This is a genomic window from Citrobacter sp. RHBSTW-00524 (assembly GCF_013747755.1).
GTDB lineage: Bacteria > Pseudomonadota > Gammaproteobacteria > Enterobacterales > Enterobacteriaceae > Citrobacter > Citrobacter braakii.
In genome coordinates, this window is sequence record NZ_CP056421.1 from 560,042 (window position 1) to 578,922 (window position 18,881).

At 52.1% G+C, this 18,881-nt stretch carries 20 protein-coding genes; 9 read left to right on the forward strand and 11 right to left on the reverse strand.

Going from position 1 to position 18,881, the window contains the following annotated elements:
* The first annotated feature begins 136 nt into the window (after positions 1-136).
* From mgtA to HV229_RS02745, 4 genes are all read left to right on the forward strand, one after another.
* The gene (gene mgtA, locus HV229_RS02730) at positions 137-2,845 is read left to right on the forward strand and encodes a magnesium-translocating P-type ATPase (protein ID WP_181546862.1); all 2,709 of its coding nucleotides are present in this window, start codon (positions 137-139) and stop codon (positions 2,843-2,845) included.
* Positions 2,846-3,220: 375 nt separating this feature from the next.
* A complete protein-coding gene (locus HV229_RS02735) occupies positions 3,221-4,198 on the forward strand; it encodes a TRAP transporter substrate-binding protein (RefSeq protein ID WP_016151488.1) in 978 nt (325 codons plus the stop codon).
* Between the two features lie 62 nt (positions 4,199-4,260).
* Positions 4,261-4,770 carry a TRAP transporter small permease gene (locus HV229_RS02740; protein ID WP_046275813.1) on the forward strand — a complete coding sequence of 170 codons (510 nt, stop codon included), beginning with the start codon at positions 4,261-4,263 and terminating at the stop codon, positions 4,768-4,770.
* A 30-nt stretch (positions 4,771-4,800) separates the two neighbouring features.
* On the forward strand, positions 4,801-6,087 hold the full coding sequence (locus HV229_RS02745; protein ID WP_016151490.1) for a TRAP transporter large permease: 1,287 nt from the start codon (positions 4,801-4,803) through the stop codon (positions 6,085-6,087).
* A 91-nt stretch (positions 6,088-6,178) separates the two neighbouring features.
* On the opposite strand, the gene ridA is transcribed toward HV229_RS02745, so the two are convergent.
* The 4 genes from ridA to HV229_RS02770 form a co-directional block, all read right to left on the reverse strand.
* Positions 6,179-6,565 carry a 2-iminobutanoate/2-iminopropanoate deaminase gene (ridA, locus tag HV229_RS02750; protein ID WP_016151491.1) on the reverse strand — a complete coding sequence of 129 codons (387 nt, stop codon included), beginning with the start codon at positions 6,563-6,565 and terminating at the stop codon, positions 6,179-6,181.
* A gap of 76 nt (positions 6,566-6,641) precedes the next feature.
* Positions 6,642-7,103, reverse strand: a complete 462-nt coding sequence (pyrI, locus tag HV229_RS02755) for an aspartate carbamoyltransferase regulatory subunit (RefSeq protein ID WP_016151492.1) — start codon at positions 7,101-7,103, stop codon at positions 6,642-6,644.
* Between the two features lie 13 nt (positions 7,104-7,116).
* On the reverse strand, positions 7,117-8,052 hold the full coding sequence (pyrB, locus tag HV229_RS02760; protein ID WP_016151493.1) for an aspartate carbamoyltransferase: 936 nt from the start codon (positions 8,050-8,052) through the stop codon (positions 7,117-7,119).
* Positions 8,045-8,194: a hypothetical protein gene (locus tag HV229_RS02770; protein ID WP_230131637.1), complete on the reverse strand. Its 150-nt coding sequence runs from the start codon at positions 8,192-8,194 to the stop codon at positions 8,045-8,047. Before HV229_RS02770 ends, pyrB begins: the two co-directional genes overlap by 8 nt.
* On the opposite strand from HV229_RS02770, the gene HV229_RS02775 reads away from it, so the two are divergent.
* The gene (locus tag HV229_RS02775) at positions 8,170-8,292 is read left to right on the forward strand and encodes a hypothetical protein (RefSeq protein ID WP_085951096.1); all 123 of its coding nucleotides are present in this window, start codon (positions 8,170-8,172) and stop codon (positions 8,290-8,292) included. The two genes, HV229_RS02770 and HV229_RS02775, sit on opposite strands and share 25 nt — an antisense overlap.
* On the opposite strand, the gene HV229_RS02780 is transcribed toward HV229_RS02775, so the two are convergent.
* The 5 genes from HV229_RS02780 to arcA all read right to left on the reverse strand — a co-directional run bounded on the left by HV229_RS02780 (position 8,289) and on the right by arcA (position 13,594).
* Positions 8,289-8,768, reverse strand: coding sequence for an arginine repressor (locus tag HV229_RS02780; protein ID WP_181546864.1), 480 nt, complete (start codon positions 8,766-8,768; stop codon positions 8,289-8,291). The two genes, HV229_RS02775 and HV229_RS02780, sit on opposite strands and share 4 nt — an antisense overlap.
* Positions 8,769-8,912: 144 nt before the next feature.
* Positions 8,913-10,316: a YfcC family protein gene (locus tag HV229_RS02785; protein WP_047499900.1), complete on the reverse strand. Its 1,404-nt coding sequence runs from the start codon at positions 10,314-10,316 to the stop codon at positions 8,913-8,915.
* A 55-nt stretch (positions 10,317-10,371) separates the two neighbouring features.
* Positions 10,372-11,376 carry an ornithine carbamoyltransferase gene (argF, locus tag HV229_RS02790; protein ID WP_094761002.1) on the reverse strand — a complete coding sequence of 335 codons (1,005 nt, stop codon included), beginning with the start codon at positions 11,374-11,376 and terminating at the stop codon, positions 10,372-10,374.
* 55 nt (positions 11,377-11,431) lie between these two features.
* Positions 11,432-12,364 carry a carbamate kinase gene (arcC, locus tag HV229_RS02795; RefSeq protein ID WP_019078251.1) on the reverse strand — a complete coding sequence of 311 codons (933 nt, stop codon included), beginning with the start codon at positions 12,362-12,364 and terminating at the stop codon, positions 11,432-11,434.
* Positions 12,365-12,373: 9 nt separating this feature from the next.
* Complete coding sequence (arcA, locus tag HV229_RS02800; protein ID WP_016151497.1) at positions 12,374-13,594, reverse strand: arginine deiminase; 1,221 nt, start codon at positions 13,592-13,594, stop codon at positions 12,374-12,376.
* 673 nt (positions 13,595-14,267) lie between these two features.
* Here arcA and HV229_RS02805 point away from each other — a divergent pair.
* Positions 14,268-14,720, forward strand: coding sequence for a YhcH/YjgK/YiaL family protein (locus HV229_RS02805; RefSeq protein ID WP_016151499.1), 453 nt, complete (start codon positions 14,268-14,270; stop codon positions 14,718-14,720).
* A 99-nt stretch (positions 14,721-14,819) separates the two neighbouring features.
* Here HV229_RS02805 and argF (HV229_RS02810) read toward each other — a convergent pair whose 3' ends face one another.
* Complete coding sequence (gene argF, locus HV229_RS02810; RefSeq protein WP_181546866.1) at positions 14,820-15,827, reverse strand: ornithine carbamoyltransferase; 1,008 nt, start codon at positions 15,825-15,827, stop codon at positions 14,820-14,822.
* A gap of 163 nt (positions 15,828-15,990) precedes the next feature.
* Here argF (HV229_RS02810) and rraB point away from each other — a divergent pair, with 163 nt between their 5' ends.
* The 3 genes from rraB (at position 15,991) to HV229_RS02825 (ending at position 18,222) form a co-directional block, all read left to right on the forward strand.
* Positions 15,991-16,416: a ribonuclease E inhibitor RraB gene (gene rraB / locus HV229_RS02815; RefSeq protein WP_016151501.1), complete on the forward strand. Its 426-nt coding sequence runs from the start codon at positions 15,991-15,993 to the stop codon at positions 16,414-16,416.
* Positions 16,417-16,467: 51 nt separating this feature from the next.
* A complete protein-coding gene (gene miaE, locus HV229_RS02820) occupies positions 16,468-17,226 on the forward strand; it encodes a tRNA isopentenyl-2-thiomethyl-A-37 hydroxylase MiaE (protein WP_019078254.1) in 759 nt (252 codons plus the stop codon).
* Between the two features lie 165 nt (positions 17,227-17,391).
* Positions 17,392-18,222, forward strand: coding sequence for a hypothetical protein (locus HV229_RS02825; protein WP_019078255.1), 831 nt, complete (start codon positions 17,392-17,394; stop codon positions 18,220-18,222).
* A 26-nt stretch (positions 18,223-18,248) separates the two neighbouring features.
* Here HV229_RS02825 and HV229_RS02830 read toward each other — a convergent pair whose 3' ends face one another.
* Positions 18,249-18,752, reverse strand: coding sequence for a GNAT family N-acetyltransferase (locus HV229_RS02830; RefSeq protein ID WP_181546727.1), 504 nt, complete (start codon positions 18,750-18,752; stop codon positions 18,249-18,251).
* Positions 18,753-18,881: the final 129 nt, after the last annotated feature.

Below are 18,881 nucleotides of genomic sequence, written 5' to 3' on the forward strand. Positions count from 1 at the left end.
TTCACTGTCTTACCGGAGCAGTAAGACAGTGACGTTCTGACGTCCCTGTTGTGATTTTAATATTGCCATCAGGTAAGGCTTTGCCACGCCTGAAGGATTTACTGCGCCTGTTGAGACTGGCGCAGAGGGACTGCCTATGTTCAAAAATATTACTCGCCAGCTATTTGCCCGGCTAAACCGCCATTTACCACATCGTCTGGTGCATCGCGATCCGTTGCCTAATGCCCAGACCGTTGCCAGCACGCCGATCCCACCATCGCTGAGCGAACATTGTCTGAAAATGGCGCTGATGGACGAAGCCGCGCTGTGGAAAACGTTTGGCGCGCACCCGGAAGGATTAAACGCCGCAGAAGTGGAAAACGCTCGCGAATTACATGGCGAGAACCAACTGCCGGCGCAGAAGCCGTCGCCGTGGTGGGTGCATCTGTGGGTCTGCTACCGCAACCCGTTTAATATTTTGTTGACCATCCTCGGTGCGATTTCCTATGCCACCGAAGATCTGTTTGCCGCTGGCGTCATTGCTCTGATGGTCGTCATCTCTACGCTGCTGAATTTTGTGCAGGAGGCGCGTTCCACCAAAGCGGCAGATGCGCTGAAAGCTATGGTCAGTAACACCGCTACGGTGCTGCGCGTTATCAACGAGAAAGGAGAGAACGGCTGGGTTGAACTGCCGATCGACCAGTTAGTTCCCGGCGATATCATTAAGCTGGCGGCAGGGGATATGATCCCGGCCGATCTGCGTGTGGTGCAGGCTCGTGACCTGTTCGTGGCCCAGGCTTCGCTGACCGGTGAATCGCTGCCGGTGGAGAAAGTCGCAACCTGCCGCGACCCGCAGCAAAGCAACCCGCTCGAATGCGATACCCTGTGCTTTATGGGCACCAACGTGGTGAGCGGCACGGCGCAGGCCATCGTGATTGCGACCGGAGCCAATACCTGGTTCGGGCAACTGGCGGGCCGTGTCAGCGAGCAGGAAAGCGAGCAGAATGCTTTCCAGAAAGGGATCAGCCGCGTCAGCATGCTGCTGATCCGTTTTATGCTGGTGATGGCGCCGATTGTGCTCATCATCAACGGCTATACCAAAGGCGACTGGTGGGAAGCGGCGCTGTTTGCCCTGTCTGTCGCGGTGGGGCTGACCCCGGAAATGCTGCCGATGATCGTCACCTCGACGCTGGCGCGTGGGGCGGTGAAGCTGTCAAAACAAAAGGTCATCGTCAAACACCTCGACGCCATTCAGAACTTTGGCGCGATGGATATCCTGTGTACCGATAAAACGGGCACCCTGACACAAGACAAAATTGTACTTGAGAATCATACAGATATATCTGGTAAGCCCAGCGAGCACGTCCTGCATTCTGCGTGGTTGAACAGTCATTACCAGACCGGGTTGAAGAATCTGCTGGATACGGCAGTGCTGGAAGGCGTGGACGAAGAATCAGCCCGCCAGCTCTCTACCCGCTGGCAGAAAATTGATGAGATCCCGTTTGACTTCGAACGCCGCCGCATGTCGGTGGTGGTCGCTGAAGAAACCGATGTGCATCAGCTGGTGTGCAAAGGCGCGCTGCAGGAGATCCTCAGCGTCTGCACCCAGGTGCGCTACAGCGGTGAGGTTGTCCCGTTAGATGACAACATGCTGCGTCGGGTGAAGCGCGTCACGGATACGCTGAACCGCCAGGGGCTGCGCGTGGTGGCGGTGGCGACGAAATACCTGCCTGCGCGTGAGGGCGATTACCAGCGTATTGATGAATCAGATCTGATCCTCGAAGGCTATATTGCGTTCCTCGATCCGCCGAAAGAGACCACCGCGCCAGCGCTCAAAGCGCTGAAAGCCAGCGGTATTACGGTGAAAATCCTGACTGGCGATAGCGAGCTGGTGGCGGCGAAAGTGTGTCACGAAGTGGGGCTGGATGCGGGCGATGTGGTTATCGGTAGCAACATTGAAGGGTTAAGCGACGATGAGCTGGCAACGCTGGCCCAGCGCACCACGCTGTTTGCTCGTCTGACACCGATGCACAAAGAGCGCATTGTCACGCTGCTCAAGCGCGAAGGTCATGTGGTTGGCTTTATGGGGGATGGCATTAACGATGCCCCGGCGCTGCGTGCGGCGGACATTGGTATCTCCGTTGACGGCGCGGTTGATATTGCGCGTGAAGCGGCTGATATCATCCTGCTGGAAAAGAGTCTGATGGTGCTGGAAGAAGGGGTGATCGAAGGACGCCGTACTTTTTCTAACATGCTGAAGTATATCAAAATGACGGCCAGTTCTAACTTCGGTAATGTGTTTAGCGTGCTGGTGGCGAGCGCCTTCTTACCGTTCCTGCCGATGTTGCCGCTGCACTTACTGATTCAGAACCTGCTGTACGATGTATCCCAGGTGGCGATTCCGTTTGATAACGTCGACGAAGAGCAGATCAAAAAGCCGCAGCGCTGGAATCCCAGCGAGTTGGGGCGCTTTATGATCTTCTTTGGACCAATCAGCTCGATCTTCGACATTCTGACATTTTGCCTGATGTGGTTCGTCTTCCATGCGAATACGCCAGAACATCAGACGTTGTTCCAGTCTGGCTGGTTCGTGGTAGGCCTGCTGTCGCAAACGCTGATTGTGCATATGATCCGTACTCGCCGCGTGCCGTTCATCCAAAGCCGCGCCGCATGGCCGCTGATGCTGATGACGCTGGTGGTCATGGCGGTAGGCATTGCATTACCGTTCTCGCCGCTGGCCAACTATCTGCAATTGCAGGCGCTGCCGCTGAGCTACTTCCCGTGGCTGATTGCGATTCTGGCGGGCTACATGACGTTAACCCAGCTCGTGAAAGGTTTTTATAGCCGCCGCTACGGCTGGCAGTAATCCTCAACTTCTTTGCAGGAGGGTGTTAATACTCTCCTGCATTTCTCTTTTTCATTCGAAAGATATTCTCCCGAAATATTGGTGTTTTATTTTTATTGAAATGCTAACGCGGGTAATTAGTATCAAATTGCCTTCTTTGCGTTGTTTTTTTATCAATAAAACGATCTGCGTTGCAAAAATGAAACAGCGTGCTAAAAATTATAAGCATCTGCGATTTTTTGTGAACGCAGTCATCGAAATAAATTGTTACACCAGTTAGTCTGCGCAGGTAACGTCGTTAAGAAAGTTTCTCGCTGCCCGTTTTTAATTCCGGCAGTCATTTGCTCTGCAAGCTATTCCTGTTAATGGATATTATGAACTTCTGGAGAAGGACAAATGAAACTGACAAAAAACCTGTTAAGTCTGTGTATTGGCGCGTCTGTATTACTGGCGAGTCATGCAACGCTGGCACAAACCTTTCGCGCCGCAGATGTGCATCCGGCTGATTACCCGAACGTTGTTGCAGTGAAACATATGGGGGAGAAACTTAGCGCCGCGACCGAAGGTCGTCTGGAGATCAAAACATTTCCAGGTGGTGTGTTAGGCGATGAAAAACAGATGATTGAACAGGCGCAATTAGGCGCCATTGATATTATTCGCGTCTCAATGACGCCAGTTGCCGCAATTCTCCCTGAAATAAACGTGTTTACCCTGCCATATATTTTCCGCGATGAGGACCATATGCATAAGGTTCTCGACGGCATGATTGGTCAGGAGATTGGCGACCGTCTGACAGCCAATACCAAATCACGACTGGTGTTCCTTGGCTGGATGGATGCGGGAACGCGCAACCTGATCACCAAGAATCCGGTAGTAAAACCGGAAGATTTGCACGGCATGAAAATCCGCGTTCAGGCCAGTCCGATAGCGCTGGATACCCTAAAAGCGATGGGCGCTAACTCCATTGTGATGGGCGTCAGTGAAGTATTTAGCGGCATGCAGACCGGCGTTATTGATGGTACGGAAAATAACCCGCCAACGTTTGTTGCGCATAACTATTTGCCGGTCGTGAAAAACTATACCTGGAGTAAACACTTTATTATTCCTGAGCTTTTTCTGTTCTCGAAAGCCAAATGGGATAAGTTAAAAAAAGAAGACCAGGAACTCATTATTAAACTCGCTAAAGAGGCCCAGGTAGAGCAACGTAAACTTTGGCAGGATTATAATGCGAAATCGCTGGAGACCATGAAAGCCAACGGTGTTCAGTTCCACGATATTGATACGGACTATTTCTATAAAGCCACGCAGTCAGTACGGGATAATTACGGTAAAGACCACCAGGATTTGATCAAACGTATTCAGGATGTGAAGTAATTCATCGGGTGGAGGATATCAATCCTCCGCCTGAGTCTTTTGATTAATTCGAGGTGATGATTATGGGTGAATGCTATTCATCGGTAATGGATTTTCTTTATCGAGTGTCAATGTGGATTGCCGGTATCGCATTATTGGTTATGGTCGCCATTATCCCCATTGGCATATTCGCGCGTTATGTCCTGAATAACGCCCTGTCATGGCCTGAGCCAGTCGCCATTCTTTGTATGGTGACATTCACCTTTATTGGCGCGGCGGTGAGCTATCGCGCAGGTTCGCATATCGCGGTAAGCATGGTGATTGACCGTCTGGGGGAATCTTCCCGCCGTTACTGCTCGGTAGTCGCAGACGTTATGTTAATGGCGATAAGCCTGTTCATTCTGTGGTACGGCTCCATGCTATGCCTCGAACTGTGGGAACAGCCCGTGGCGGAATTCCCAATTTTAAGCGCCGGGCAAAACTATCTCCCGTTGCCGATTGGCTCTGCTATTACGCTGCTGTTTATCGTTGAGAAGATCTGCCGTGGCTCGCAGTACCAACGTCCTGTTGTCATGCTGGGATCGACCAGCTAGTTACCGCCCCCATTTCAGAAAGGAAAGCAGATGGATGCATTTATTCTCGTCTTTACGCTCGGCATTATGCTGGCGATTGGGGTACCGGTAGCGTACGCGGTTGGCATTAGCGCCATCATTGGGGCCTGGTACATTGATATTCCGCTGGAAGCGGTGATGATCCAACTGACCAGTGGGGTGAACAAGTTTTCGCTACTGGCGATCCCGTTCTTTATTTTGGCCGGGGCTATTATGGCCGAAGGGGGCATTGCGCGGCGGCTGGTAAACTTTGCCTATATTTTCGTTGGCTTTATTCGCGGCGGGCTGTCGCTGGTCAACATTGTGGCATCGACCTTTTTTGGCGCAATTTCTGGATCGTCGGTGGCCGATACCGCGTCTATCGGTTCGGTAATGATCCCGGAGATGGATAAAAAAGGTTATCCGCGCGACTTTGCTGCAGCGGTCACTGCCAGCGGCTCGGTGCAGGCGATCCTCACGCCGCCGAGCCATAACTCGGTTATCTACTCGCTGGCAACGGGCGGGACGGTGTCGATTGCCGCGCTGTTCATCGCCGGGATCCTACCGGGCCTGCTGTTAAGCTTCAGTCTGATGGTGATGTGCGTCGCTTTTGCGCACAAACGCGGTTATCCAAAAGGGGAGCGCGTACCGTTTCGCCAGGCGCTGAAGATATTCGTCGATACGCTGTGGGGCTTAATGACCGTTGTGATCATCATGGGCGGTATCTTGTCAGGTATATTTACCGCGACGGAATCTGCGGCGATTGCCTGTCTGTGGGCCTTCTTTGTCACCATGTTTATCTATCGTGACTATAAATGGTCTGAACTGCCGAAGCTGATGTTCCGTACGGTGAAAACGGTCACTATCGTCATGATCCTGATAGGTTTTGCCGCCGCGTTCGGTGCCGTCATGACCTATATGCAGTTGCCGATGCGTATCACCGAAGCTTTCACCAGCATCTCGGACAACAAATACGTCATCCTGATGTGCATTAACATCATGCTGTTGCTGATCGGTACGCTGATGGATATGGCGCCGCTGATCCTGATTTTGACGCCGGTTTTGCTACCGGTGACCAACGCGCTCGGCATTGATCCGGTCCATTTTGGGATGATCATGCTGGTGAATTTAGGGATCGGCCTGATAACGCCGCCGGTAGGGTCGGTGCTGTTTGTGGCCAGTGCGGTGAGTAAGCAGAAAATTGAGCAGGTGGTGAAGGCGATGCTGCCGTTCTACTTCGTGCTGTTCCTGGTGCTGATGATCGTCACGTACATTCCGGCGATTTCGCTGTTCCTGCCGAGACTGTTTGGTGTGATGTGATAAACGCCCGGTGGCGCTCGCGCTTACCGGGCCTGCAAACTATGCTTGCGTAGGCCGGATAAGGCGAAGCCGCCATCCGGCACAAAAAGACTTAGCGACGAACGGCGATCGCTTCAATCTCGATTTTCACGTCTTTCGGCAGACGGGCAACTTCCACGCAAGAACGCGCCGGGAAAGTGGCGTTGTGCTCGGTGAAGAACGCTTCGTAGGTCGCGTTTACGGTTGCGAAATCGTTCAGGTCTTTAACAAAGACGGTAGTTTTTACGATGTCGCCCACTTTCAGGCCTGCTGCTTCAACGATAGCTTGCACGTTTTCCAGCGACTGACGCGCCTGAGCGGACACGTCTTCCGATACGGCACCGGTTTTCGGATCGACCGGGATCTGACCGGAAGTGATTACCATGCTACCCAGGTCAACGCCCTGAACGTATGGGCCGATTGCTGCTGGTGCATTTTCCGTCGCGATAGTCTTGCTCATGATTTCTCCTGAATTACAGCGGTAATAGAATGTTCCCGGCCATTATAGGGAGCCGGGAAATCATTACCAACACCAATTAGTTGGCCAGCACCACATAATGCGAAAACTCTTTTTCACAGTATTTGCATTTGAGTGCGATGTCGTCAGCGCGCTTTTTCACTGAAAAACTGGACGATACTGGCTCAGCATGGCTGATGCAGTTGCTGTTCGGGCAAACCAGCACGTTATCGATACGTTCAGGCAGGCTCGGACGTGATTTACCCACCACGTCATAATCGTCAATGCGGTTTACCGTTGCCTGCGGAGCGTACAGGGAGAGCTGGTTTACCTGCTCGTCGGTCAGGAACGTATTTTCGATTTTAATCAGGTCTTTACGGCCCATTTCGCCAGACGGCAGGTTCAGGCCGATGGTGATACGCTGGTCGGTTTCAGTCAGTTTGAACAACGTCAGCAGCTTAAAACCAACCTGTGCGGGAATATGGTCAATTACGGTGCCACGTTTGATGGCTTCAACCTGCAGTTTGTTATCGTGTGTCATCTCTTTTTCTCCCTTACAGTGCCAGTTCGCTATTCAGTACCAGTGCCAGTAACGCCTGGCGGGCGAAGATGCCGTTGCCAGCCTGCTGGAAATACCAGGCGTGCGGCGTCTTGTCGACGTCGGTGGTGATTTCATCGATGCGCGGCAGCGGATGCAGCACCTTCATGTTCGCTCTGGCACCGTTTAGATCGCTGGCACGCAGAACAAACTGTGCTTTCACGTTGGCGTATTCGGACGGGTCCAGACGCTCTTTTTGTACGCGGGTCATGTAGAGGATATCGACCTCCGCCATTACCTCTTCGATAGTGCCATGCAGGCTCCAGGCGATACCTTTTTCATTCAGCATATCCAGAATGTATTGCGGCATGGCCAGCGCGTCCGGGGCGATGAAGTAGAAGCGGTTACCTTCGAACTTTGCCAGCGCCTGGGTCAGGGAGTGGACGGTGCGGCCATATTTCAGGTCACCCACCATGGCGATTTGCAGATTGTCCAGGCGACCCTGCGTTTCCTGAATGGTAAACAGATCCAGCAGCGTTTGGGTGGGATGCTGGTTGGAACCGTCGCCGGCGTTCAGTACCGGCACGTTACCGGAGAACTCGGTTGCCAGACGCGCAGCGCCTTCCTGCGGATGACGCATCACGATGGCGTCGACATAGGTGCTGATGACGGAAATGGTGTCGGCCAGAGTTTCGCCTTTTTTGCCAAGCGACGTGTTGCTGCTGTCAGAGAAACCCACCACGCTGGCGCCCAGACGGTGCATGGAGGTTTCAAAAGATAAACGGGTGCGGGTTGACGCTTCAAAGAAGCAGCTGGCGATGACCTTATGTTTTAACAGCTCGGGCTGCGGGTTAGCTTTTAATTTCGCCGCCGTCGCGAGGACTAGATTGAGGTCATCGCGGCTGAGGTCGTTTATGGAAATGATGTGTTTTTGATAGAGCGGGTTAGCCATGTTTATCTCCTGACGCCTGGGCAAAAAAAAAGCCCCTCAATTGAGGGGCTCGGAATGGGTGATCAACGGAAAGAAAAACGGCAGGCCAGCGTCCTTTTTCAGACGCGGTAAGACAAAATGTCGTACACACTGAACCATACATCCTCCCGGCAAATTGTCCGCGATTATACTCAGCTCCGTTATGGGATCAAGCGAAAAATGCACTATTTATTCATCGCAAACGGTTCTTATGAATTTTAATTCATTTTGAATAGATAATTAATCTGCTTGTGGACCAGGCCCGTTCGCTGTACCACCCGCGGCGCGACCCAGACAATACTGCTACCGGCAATGACGCCGAGAATTTCTGGCAACGCGTGATAATCGAGGATTCTGGCTACGGCGCGACCATAGCCAGCCGCCGTGTGGATGAGGATAAACTCGCTATTGTGTTCCACGCTGACCACCATTTCAGCAATCGATCGGGCTGCATCAGGTGCGGGTCGTAATTGCGGATTTACAGAATAAATTTTTTGCCCTTTTGTATTTCTTATTTTTATAGCACCGAGCAGTTTCAGCAGACGAGATACCGTTGACTGGCTAATCCCGGTGAAACCATGGTGTTGTAGATCGCGGCGAAGCGCTTCCTGAGACAGGTAGCTTTTTTCGCTAATCAGGCGCTGACAAATCGCCAACTGTTTCTGCTCTTTGGTCGAGTAATCATCGAATTCCTTCATAAAAACACCCTAAATTTATCATTTGTATCAATGCGATGGCGAAATTCACCACATTTGCAGTATCAATAACGGCTCAAACGGACGGTTGTGCAGAAAAACGAGAGCGCGCTCAAAAAAGCCGTCGTGATCCGACGGCCAGCAGGACTACAGCATCGCGCCGATACTCAGAACAACCATGTTCAGCACCGTCAGAATTAGCAGCAGTGGTGCGACCCATTTCAGGTAGCGCACATAAGGAACACGAGCGATGGCCAACCCACCCATCACAACCGCTGAGGTGGGGGTAATCAGATTCACAATGCCGGAAGCGGATTGATACGCGGTGACGACCAGATCCCTTTGCACATGGGCGAAGTCAGCCAGCGGGGCCATAATGGGCATCGTGAGCACCGCCAGGCCAGACGAGGAAGGGACCAGGAAGGAGAGCAAGACTTCCAGCCAGTAAGTCACATTGATGAAAATGGTGGTGGACAGACCGGAGACTAAATTTTCGGCGCTGTGCAAAATGGTGTGGGTGATCATGCCGTTGTCCATCACCACGACGATACCGCGCGCAATGCCGATAATCAGCGCCACGCCGAGCAGATCCCGAGCCCCGTCAATGAAGGTACTGGTGAATGCTTCTTCACTCATGCGGGCAATCACGCCGACGATAATCGCAGATGCCAGAAAAACCCCAGATATTTCCGCCATCCACCAGCCGAGCACCGCGACGCCATAAATCATCACTGCAAAGGCGGCGGCGAATATCAGCAGGATCCACTTACGCGTAGCCGTGAATTCAAGATTGGTATTGGCGCGACTACCGAGAAAATGGGCACGGTTTTCCTCCATTTTATCGGCCACGATGGAAAGCTCAGGATGGCTGCGAACTTTCCGTGCATAGCGCATGACCCATACCACACAGATAACATAGCCGACGACCAGCAGCAGAATGCGCATCAGCATTCCCTGGGTGAAGGGGATCCCGGCGGCGTTAGCGGCGATAACCGTTGCGAAAGGGTTGATTGTTGAACCGAGGGTGCCGATGCCTGCGCCAAGCAAAACGGTTGCAGCAGCAACCAGTGGATCAAAGCGCGCAGCCATCATGACCGGAACCAATAAGGTGTAGAAAGGAAGTGATTCTTCCGCCATGCCGTAAATCGTGCCTCCGGCGGCGAAAAGTCCCATCAGGATGGGGATCATCCACTCTTCTTTGCCGTTCAGCCTGACCGTCACGCGTTCGATTCCTGCGTCGATGGCGCCCGTTTTGTTTACCACGCCGAGAAACCCGCCAATAATCAGGACAAACAACGCCACATCAATCGCGCCTGCGGTGTAGGTTTCGTGGTTATAAAGCCCGTCAATCGGAGCCAGCAGTACAGCCGTTAAACCTTGTGGATGCGCCTCTGTTGGGGCATAGGTACCGGCAACCGGCACTTCTTTGCCCAGGGTGGCATTCATCGCCATCTGGTATTTCCCGGCAGGGACAATCCAGGTCATAACGGCGACGAGCGCAATAAGAATAAACAGGATGGTATACGCGCTGGGAAATTTGAATTTGCCCATGATGTTCTCCGGATAGCTTGGGCATATGCCGCCAGGCGACACATGCCCGCTGGGGTTAGTCGCCGAGTGTCGCTACCATGACCGCTTTAATGGTATGCATCCGGTTTTCTGCTTCGTCGAAGACGATGGAATGCGCTGACTCAAATACCTCCTCCGTGACTTCAAGCCCTTTCAGGCCGTAAGCCGCTTCGATTTCACGGCCCACTTTGGTGTGCTCGTTATGGAAGGCGGGCAGGCAGTGCATGAATTTCACATTGGGATTGCCGGTCGCATCGATGACCTGCTGGTTAATTTGATAAGGCGTCATCAGGCTGACGCGTTCTGCCCACGCCTCTTTGGGTTCCCCCATCGAAACCCAGACATCGGTGTAGAGAAAGTCCACGTCGTAAACGCCTTCCTCAACATCCTCTGTGAGCGTAATGCGCGCGCCCGTCACGCTGGCGATTTCACGGCATTCGGCAACCAGCGCCTCGTCCGGCCAGAAGGATTTCGGTGCGACCAGACGAATATCCATCCCCATTTTCGCCGCGCCGACCATCAGCGAATTGCCCATGTTATTGCGGGCGTCACCGAGGTAAGCGAAGCTCAGTTCGGGTAAGGTTTTACCCGGGGTGTGTTCCAGCATGGTCATCAGATCCGCGAGGATCTGCGTAGGGTGGAATTCATTCGTCAGCCCGTTCCAGACCGGCACACCAGCGAACTGCCCCAGTTCTTCCACGATCTCCTGGCCGTAGCCGCGGTATTCAATACCGTCATACATGCGACCTAACACGCGGGCGGTATCTTTCATCGACTCTTTATGACCAATCTGCGAGCCGCTTGGGCCAAGGTAGGTCACCTGTGCGCCCTGATCGAAAGCGCCGACTTCAAAGGCGCAGCGGGTGCGAGTTGACGTTTTTTCGAAGATTAGCGCGATATTTTTACCGACCAGCGTTTGCCTTTCGCGTCCGGCTTTTTTTGCCGTTTTTAACTCGATAGCCAGATCGATCAGGTACTGGATTTCCGTTGGGGTGTAGTCCAGCAATTTGAGAAAATTGCGATTTTTCAGGTTAACAGTCATGAAAATATCCTTATGTAGGCTGGATAAGGCTTCGCTTTACCCAGCAAAAAAAGCCTTAAGCGTTAACATCAGTGGCTTCGCGCCGAATTAGCGTGCCTTTGTCACCGGCGAGAATGGCCGAACCATCAGCCAATGAGCCGATGCCAGCAATCCCGTGACAGTGAGAGACAAATTCCGCGCAGGCGGTGACTTTGGGGCCCATTGAACCGGCGTCGAATTGCATTTCGCTGAGCCTTTCCGGCGTAACCTGGGCCAGCGGGCGCTGGGTAGGTTTGCCCCAGTCGAGATACACCGCATCGGCATCGGTCAGGATCAGCAGCGCATCGGCGTGGATTTGTTTGGCGAGCAGGGCGGCGGAGAGATCTTTGTCGATCACCGCTTCAATACCGTGGTAGCCATCGGCTTTTTCCACTACCGGTACGCCGCCACCGCCGTTGCAGATAACCAGATGATCGCGGGCGATCAGTGTGCGAATGGCGTCACTTTCCACGATACGTTTGGGTTGTGGAGAGGGCACAACACGGCGGAACGCTTTACCATCGGCTTTGAAAACCCAGCCTTTTTCCGCCTGTAACGCGTGGGCCTGGGGTTCGTCATAAATCGGCCCGATATATTTGGTGGGATTGCTGAAGGCCGGATCGTGGGCATCGACTTCAACCTGAGTCAGCAGGACACTAATTTCACGCTGTGGGAGCTGGTTTTTCAGGGCCTGTTGCAGCATATAGCCAATCATTCCCTGACTTTCTGCGCCGAGAATATCGAGCGGATAGGGGGTGACGTTGGCATAAGCACTGTTTTGTAACGCCAAAAGTCCAACCTGCGGGCCATTGCCGTGTACCAGAATTACGCGCCACTGCTGCGTGAGTTGAGCGAGAGTTCTTGCCGCCAGCTCAATATTCTTGCGTTGGATGTCGGCTTCCAGCGGTTCGCCGCGTTTGAGTAGTGCATTGCCGCCCAGTGCCACAACCAGGGTAGGTTTGTTTTCCATAACGTCTCCTTAAATACCGTCGCGTTCCAGCGGGCAACTCATGCAGCGCGCACCGCCGCGCCCACGTCCCAGTTCGTCGCCAGGTATGGGTAAAACAGTGATGCCAGCTTTGTCGTATTTTTCGTTGGTCCAGATGTTGCGTTCGTAGCCCACCACAACCCCGGGGCGCAGCGTCAGAACATTGTTCGCGTCATTCCACTGTTCGCGTTCAGCTTCGAAAGCGTCGCCACCGGTGGTGATCAGATTGATCTGGTCGAGGCCAAGTGCTTTTTCGAGGGCATGTACCAGCGTACTTTCCTGGGTGCGTTTCAGGCCGCCGCGCCCGTCTGGTGTCAGGGTCCAGCACTGGACATCCGGGCGCACCACTTCCGGGTAGACGGAGAAGGTATCGATATCGATGTGGGTCATGACGGTATCGAGGTGCATACAGGAGCGATGTTTCGGCAGTTCGACTGCGATGACGCGTTCTGCCTGGCGATGCTTAAAGAGCGACTGGGCAAGGAATTCAATGCCCTGCGGCGTGGTACGTTCCGACATACCGATGAGAACTGCGCCGCGACCAATGACCAGCACATCTCCACCTTCTAATGTGGCGTGGTCGTAATTAATATTTTCATCGCCGAAATATTTAATAAAATCACCATCGGCAAATTGTGGATGCCAACGGTAAATCGCCCGCAAGTTATTAGTTTCTCGTTGACGTGCAGTTTTTGCCATCGGATTAATGGATACGCCGTTATATATCCAGCATGAGGTGTCGCGGGTAAATAAGTGGTTTGGTAATGGCTTCATAATAAAGTCATTAATATCGTGAGTATCGACTACCATATTTTTGATTGAGGCAGGAATTTCTCCGTATGTCAGCCCACCGCTTAAATGTCGGGCGAGCTCCCGGTGCTGCATATCTGCAAGCCAGGCGCGAATATCCGTGGCGAAAGCGGGGCCAAGGCGATAATCAGAAATTTGTGTATCCAGTAGCCAGCTTTTGGCATCGGGGATGTCCAGAGTTTGTGTCAATAAATCAGTGAGTAACAGAACCTCAATTCCCTGTTGACGTAACGTGTTGGCGAAAATGTCATGCTCTTCTCCTGCACGTTCTACCGAAAGAACATCATCAAAAAGCAGTTCCTGGCAATTTGACGGCGTCAGCCTTTTTAGGCTGAGGTTAGGGCGATGTAGCATTACGCTACGTAATTGACCGATTTCAGACCCGACATAATGCTTTTCCATCATTATTCCTTTAATACGATTTTAAAAAATAAAGAGGAGGTGCCTGCAAATAATGTTTATTGCAGTCATGGTTTTTCAGCTGATTTCAGAATCTATATTTAGATCTTATCTGATATAGAAACGTGATTCATTTCACAGTCAGGTCGATGTTTGGCATTTGTTGTTTAATTTATGAGATGGCTCTGAGAATTTAAAAAATAAAAACATGAATAATTGAATTACTACGCAGGAATATGTCTTGTTATTTAACTGTGTTAATTTTATGTACATATTTAAATATTTAATAAATTAAATAGTGCGTTGATTTTTATATGTTTTTCTATATTTAATGAATTTTTATGCGAATCTATTATTTTATTATTTGTGCTGTAAGGTTTATTTCAAAATAAATATGACGATGAAGAAAGATAACGAAGGAGACGTAAACTGTGATCGATTGCTGGTTTTTATAACAAAGCTTTCTATAACAGTGAGTTAGTGACTGACTTGAAAAGTATGAGACGAAAGTTATGCAGAGTTTATGCATAACCTGTTGCTGGCTATTAGCAATTATTTAACATCATCAGCGATAAACATGCGTTGACGCAAAATATTGGCAAATAGCAGTGGTATGGCAGACCGTTTTTTCGTATAACAACTAAAATGAAACGATGTTTTAATTAAGGGGTTTGAAATGATTGTCGGCAATATTCACAACCTGGATGCCTGGCTGCCGGAAGAGCTGCGTCAGGCGATTGAGCACATTAAAGCGCACGTAACGGATGCGACGGAAAAGGGTAAACACGACATCGACGGCGAACGTCTGTTCTATCTGATTGCTGAAGATATGACGGAGCCGTTTGCGCAGCGCCGCGCCGAATATCACGCTCGCTATCTGGATATTCAGATCCTGCTCAAAGGTCAGGAAGGCATGACTTTCAGCACGCAGCCTGCGGGCGCACCGGAAACTGACTGGCTGGCGGATAAAGATATCGCCTTTCTGCCGGAAGGCGAACAGGAGAAAACGGTGGTGCTGAACGAAGGTGACTTCGTCGTCTTTTATCCGGGCGAAGTGCATAAACCGCTGTGCGCGGTCGGCGCTCCGGCGCTGGTACGCAAAGCCGTGGTGAAAATGCGGGTAGCATAAACCAGTTTGCCGGGTGTGACTTACCCGGCCTACGGAAGCACGATGGTAGGCCGGATAGGGTGCGTCAGCATCGCCATCCGGCAATTCAATCACGCAACGCTATGATTTGGAAAGCGTCGCGACCATCACCGCTTTGATGGTGTGCATTCGGTTTTCCGCCTGATCAAATACGATACTGGCGGGTGACTCAAACACCTCGTCGGTCACTTCCATGCCGCCGTGCAGACCATATTCCTGCGCCATTTGTTTGCCAAGCGTGGTTTGATCGTCATGGAACGCGGGCAGGCAGTGCAGGAATTTCACCTGCGGATTGCCGGTCAACGCCATCATCGCGCTATTAACCTGGTACTTACGCAACTGCGCAATACGTTCGGCCCATTTCTCTTTCGCTTCGCCCATCGATACCCATACGTCGGTATAGATGAAGTCCGCGCCTTTCACGCCCGTGGCGACATCTTCGGTTAGCGTTATATTGCCGCCGTTTTTCTGTGCCAGCGCTTTGCACTCTGCAACGAGGCTTTCCTCCGGCCAGCAGGCCTGGGGCGCGACCAGACGCAGATCCAGTCCGGTTAACGCAGCGGCTTCCAGCATGGAATTGCCCATATTGTTGCGGGCATCGCCGGTGTAGACCAGCACCATCTCATTAAACGCTTTACCCGGCAGGTGTTCCTGCATCGTGAGTAAATCCGCCAGCAACTGGGTGGGGTGAAATTCATTGGTTAATCCGTTCCAAACCGGAACTCCGGCATATTCCGCCAGCGTCTCGACAATTTCCTGACCGTGGCCCCGATACTGAATACCGTCGTACATACGACCGAGTACGCGGGCGGTGTCTTTGATCGACTCTTTATGACCAATCTGGCTGCCGCTCGGCCCGAGATACGTCACGCGCGCGCCCTGATCGTATGCGGCAACTTCGAAAGAGCAACGGGTGCGGGTTGAGTCTTTTTCGAAGATGAGCGCGATGTTTTTACCGGTGAGTTTAGCGGCCTCGGTACCGTTTTTCTTATCCGTCTTGAGCTGCGCGGCGAGCTGGAGCAGTGACGTGAGTTCAGCAGAGGTGAAATCAAGCAGTTTCAAAAAATGTTTCTGATAAAACGCAGACATAGTTCCCTCACATGGCTTAGGCCATTTATTGAATTAAAATTCAATTTATATGGATGTTTATTCATTTGCAACCTTGTTTAACAAATCTTTCCTGGAAAGGTGGAGGCAATGACAGCGGTATGTGACAATAAGAGTATCGGCAGGACATTATGAGGAATGAGCCATGGCAAACCCGGAACTACTGGAAGAACAGCGTGAAGAAACGCGCTTGATTATTGAAGAGTTACTCGAAGATGGCAGCGATCCAGACGCGCTGTACACCATCGAGCATCACCTTTCCGCGGACGACTTTGAAACCCTGGAAAAAGCGGCAGTAGAAGCCTTCAAGCTGGGTTATGAAGTGACCGAGCCGGAAGAGCTGGAAGTGGAAGAGGGCGACACGGTTATTTGCTGTGACATCCTGAGCGAATGTGCTCTGAATGCCGAGTTGATCGACGCTCAGGTTGAGCAACTGATGAACCTGGCTGAAAAATTTGATGTGGAATACGACGGTTGGGGCACCTATTTTGAAGACCCGAACGGCGAAGAAGGTGAAGACGGCGACGATGAAGACCTCGTCGACGAAGATGATGACGGCGTGCGTCACTAAGTCATCTGCTGACCTACGGTAGCGTCTGCTGCCGTAGGCCAAGGATAACGTATGGATTACCTGCAAATACTCTCCCCGATCCACAACTTCCTGCACTGTAAAACGCCCCAGGCCTGGCTTGATAAAGCGCGAGCCCCGGCGAATCTCCCTCTGTTACTGACGGATCATCTCGTCTGCGAGCTGAAAGCGGCGCAAACGGCCATGCTGCTGGTGCGTAAGTATGTTGCAGATAAACAGGGATCGCAGGCGCTACTGGACTGGCTGAAACCCTATGAAGCGTATGCTTTCAGAGAAGGGGATGAACCGGATTTTATCGCGCTGAATAAACAGATAAGTAAAAGCGTAATGCCGCAAACTGACGACCCGTGGGGGCGCAAGCTAATCGACAGCATGGTTTTGCTGATCAAAGAAGAGCTGCACCACTTCTGGCAGGTGCGTGAAGCGATGATGAGCCGCAACATTCCCTACGTCAAAATTACCGCCAGCCGTTATGCCAAAGGCATGCTCAAAGAGGTGCGAACCCACGAGCCATTAACGCTAATCGACAAACTGATTTGCGGGGCTTACATTGAGGCGCGTTCTTGTGAACGGTTCGCCGCGCTGGCGCCGTATTTGGATGACGATTTACAGGCATTTTATCTTTCTCTGCTGCGATCCGAGGCGCGGCACTATCAGGACTATCTGGCGCTGGCACAGCAGGTTTCTGCCGACGATATCAGTAGTCGGGTGCGGTTCTTTGGCGAAGTAGAAGCCGCATTGATTACTTCTCCCGACGATGAATTCCGCTTCCACAGCGGCGTGCCAGCCTGACTCCCTTCTCTGACGCGCGGCGCTAATCGTCGCACGGTTTAACCTTTCCTGTTTCCATTAGCAAAATCTGGTGGCTGGAAATCGCTCGCTGCTGCCGTAATAATCAAAACACACGAAGGGGAAATATATCCCCGCAACAGAGACTGTTTTGCATAAGGATGGTTAATGAACTGGGCACACGTATTATTGGCGGGTTATATCGGGGCGGTGATTGCTATCGTCGTTGGCATGTTTCGCAAAAAAGGCTGGCTGGGCAAGATCTCCGGCGCGGTGGTTTTTGTGGTGGCGATTGTCGCGTGGAATCTGTTTGATGTGCACTACCTGATCCCGCGCGAAAGCCCTGATTATGGGCTGACGGACGCGCAGAAATTTGAAAATGCGATGCTGGCAATGCCTGTTTATCAGGTACTTAAAGAGCAAGAACCCGCGTTATGGCAGAATATCCTCAACCAGGCAACGCAACTGAAAGAAGCTGGGAAAAGCGAGCAACAGATTATCGACGCTATTCAGCCGCAAATCCTGCAGGTACAGATGGCGCGTTTGCAGCAGGCACCCGATGCCAATGTGATTGAGTATATGAAAATTAACCTCGAGCAGATTGCTGCGGTGGCAAAAGTGGGCGATGACGAGTGTTTTCGCTTTCTGTTCCCGGCGGTGAAAGGCGGGATTAACCCGGTGCGTATTATTCCGCGGGAGCTGATGAATCGTCGTATGGCCAGCGACATGAGTATGATGCACGCGGCTTATGGCCCGAACAAACATACGGTTACGGCGCAAGAGAAACAGCTGGCGCTTCAGGATCTGCAATCCATCGGCCCGGGATTGGTACAGCGCTTTGGACCGGATATCCAGATTATGGCTGATCCGAGTAAAGGTGTGGGCAAAGAGAAAGTCGCTTGTGAAATGGTGCAGGATTTATGGTCACAGGTGCTGACGCTGCCAACCGCTCGCGCGGCTGGCGTCATTCGGCTGATGCTCTCCGCCGAAATGCAGTAACGCAACCATTGCCCCTCATGCTGAAGTCAGAGGGGCTTTAACATCCGCACTTCGCAATCCACGTGCCCGGTACAGCCCAGCGCTTCGCTGATATGCTCAAACCCTAAATGTTCATACAGGCGGATTGCCTCGGTCAGAAACGCAGTGGTCTCCAGATAGCACTGTTTGAAACCCTGCTCACGGGCATGTTCGAGGGCCATCAGCGCCAGCTTTTTCGCCAGCCCCTGACCGCGTGCGCTCGACAGGAAGTACATCTTTTGCAGTTCGCAAATGTCCGGTTCGCTACATCCTAACGGCGCAACGCCGCCGCCGCCCACGACTTCACCGTTTTGCTCAACCACCCAGTAGGCCGCGCCCGGCTGGCTGTAAACCTGGAATAGTTCATCCAGATTAGGGTCGGCAACGGTATAACCCTTATCGGCAGTAAGCCCGTATTCAGCGGAAACATTGCGGATCACCGCAGCGATAGCGGCATTATCTGCTGCGGTGATTCGGCGCAGCGTCGCCGCGACGGAGGTAATGGCACTCATAGCGAACTCATGACATAAAAGTGAGACATATGCAGTTAATACCACTGCGGTAAGGGGAAGCGCAAGCGAGGATAATTCAACAAAAAGCCTCTGAGCATATGCGTCAGAGGCTTTTATCGTCTGCGGTGT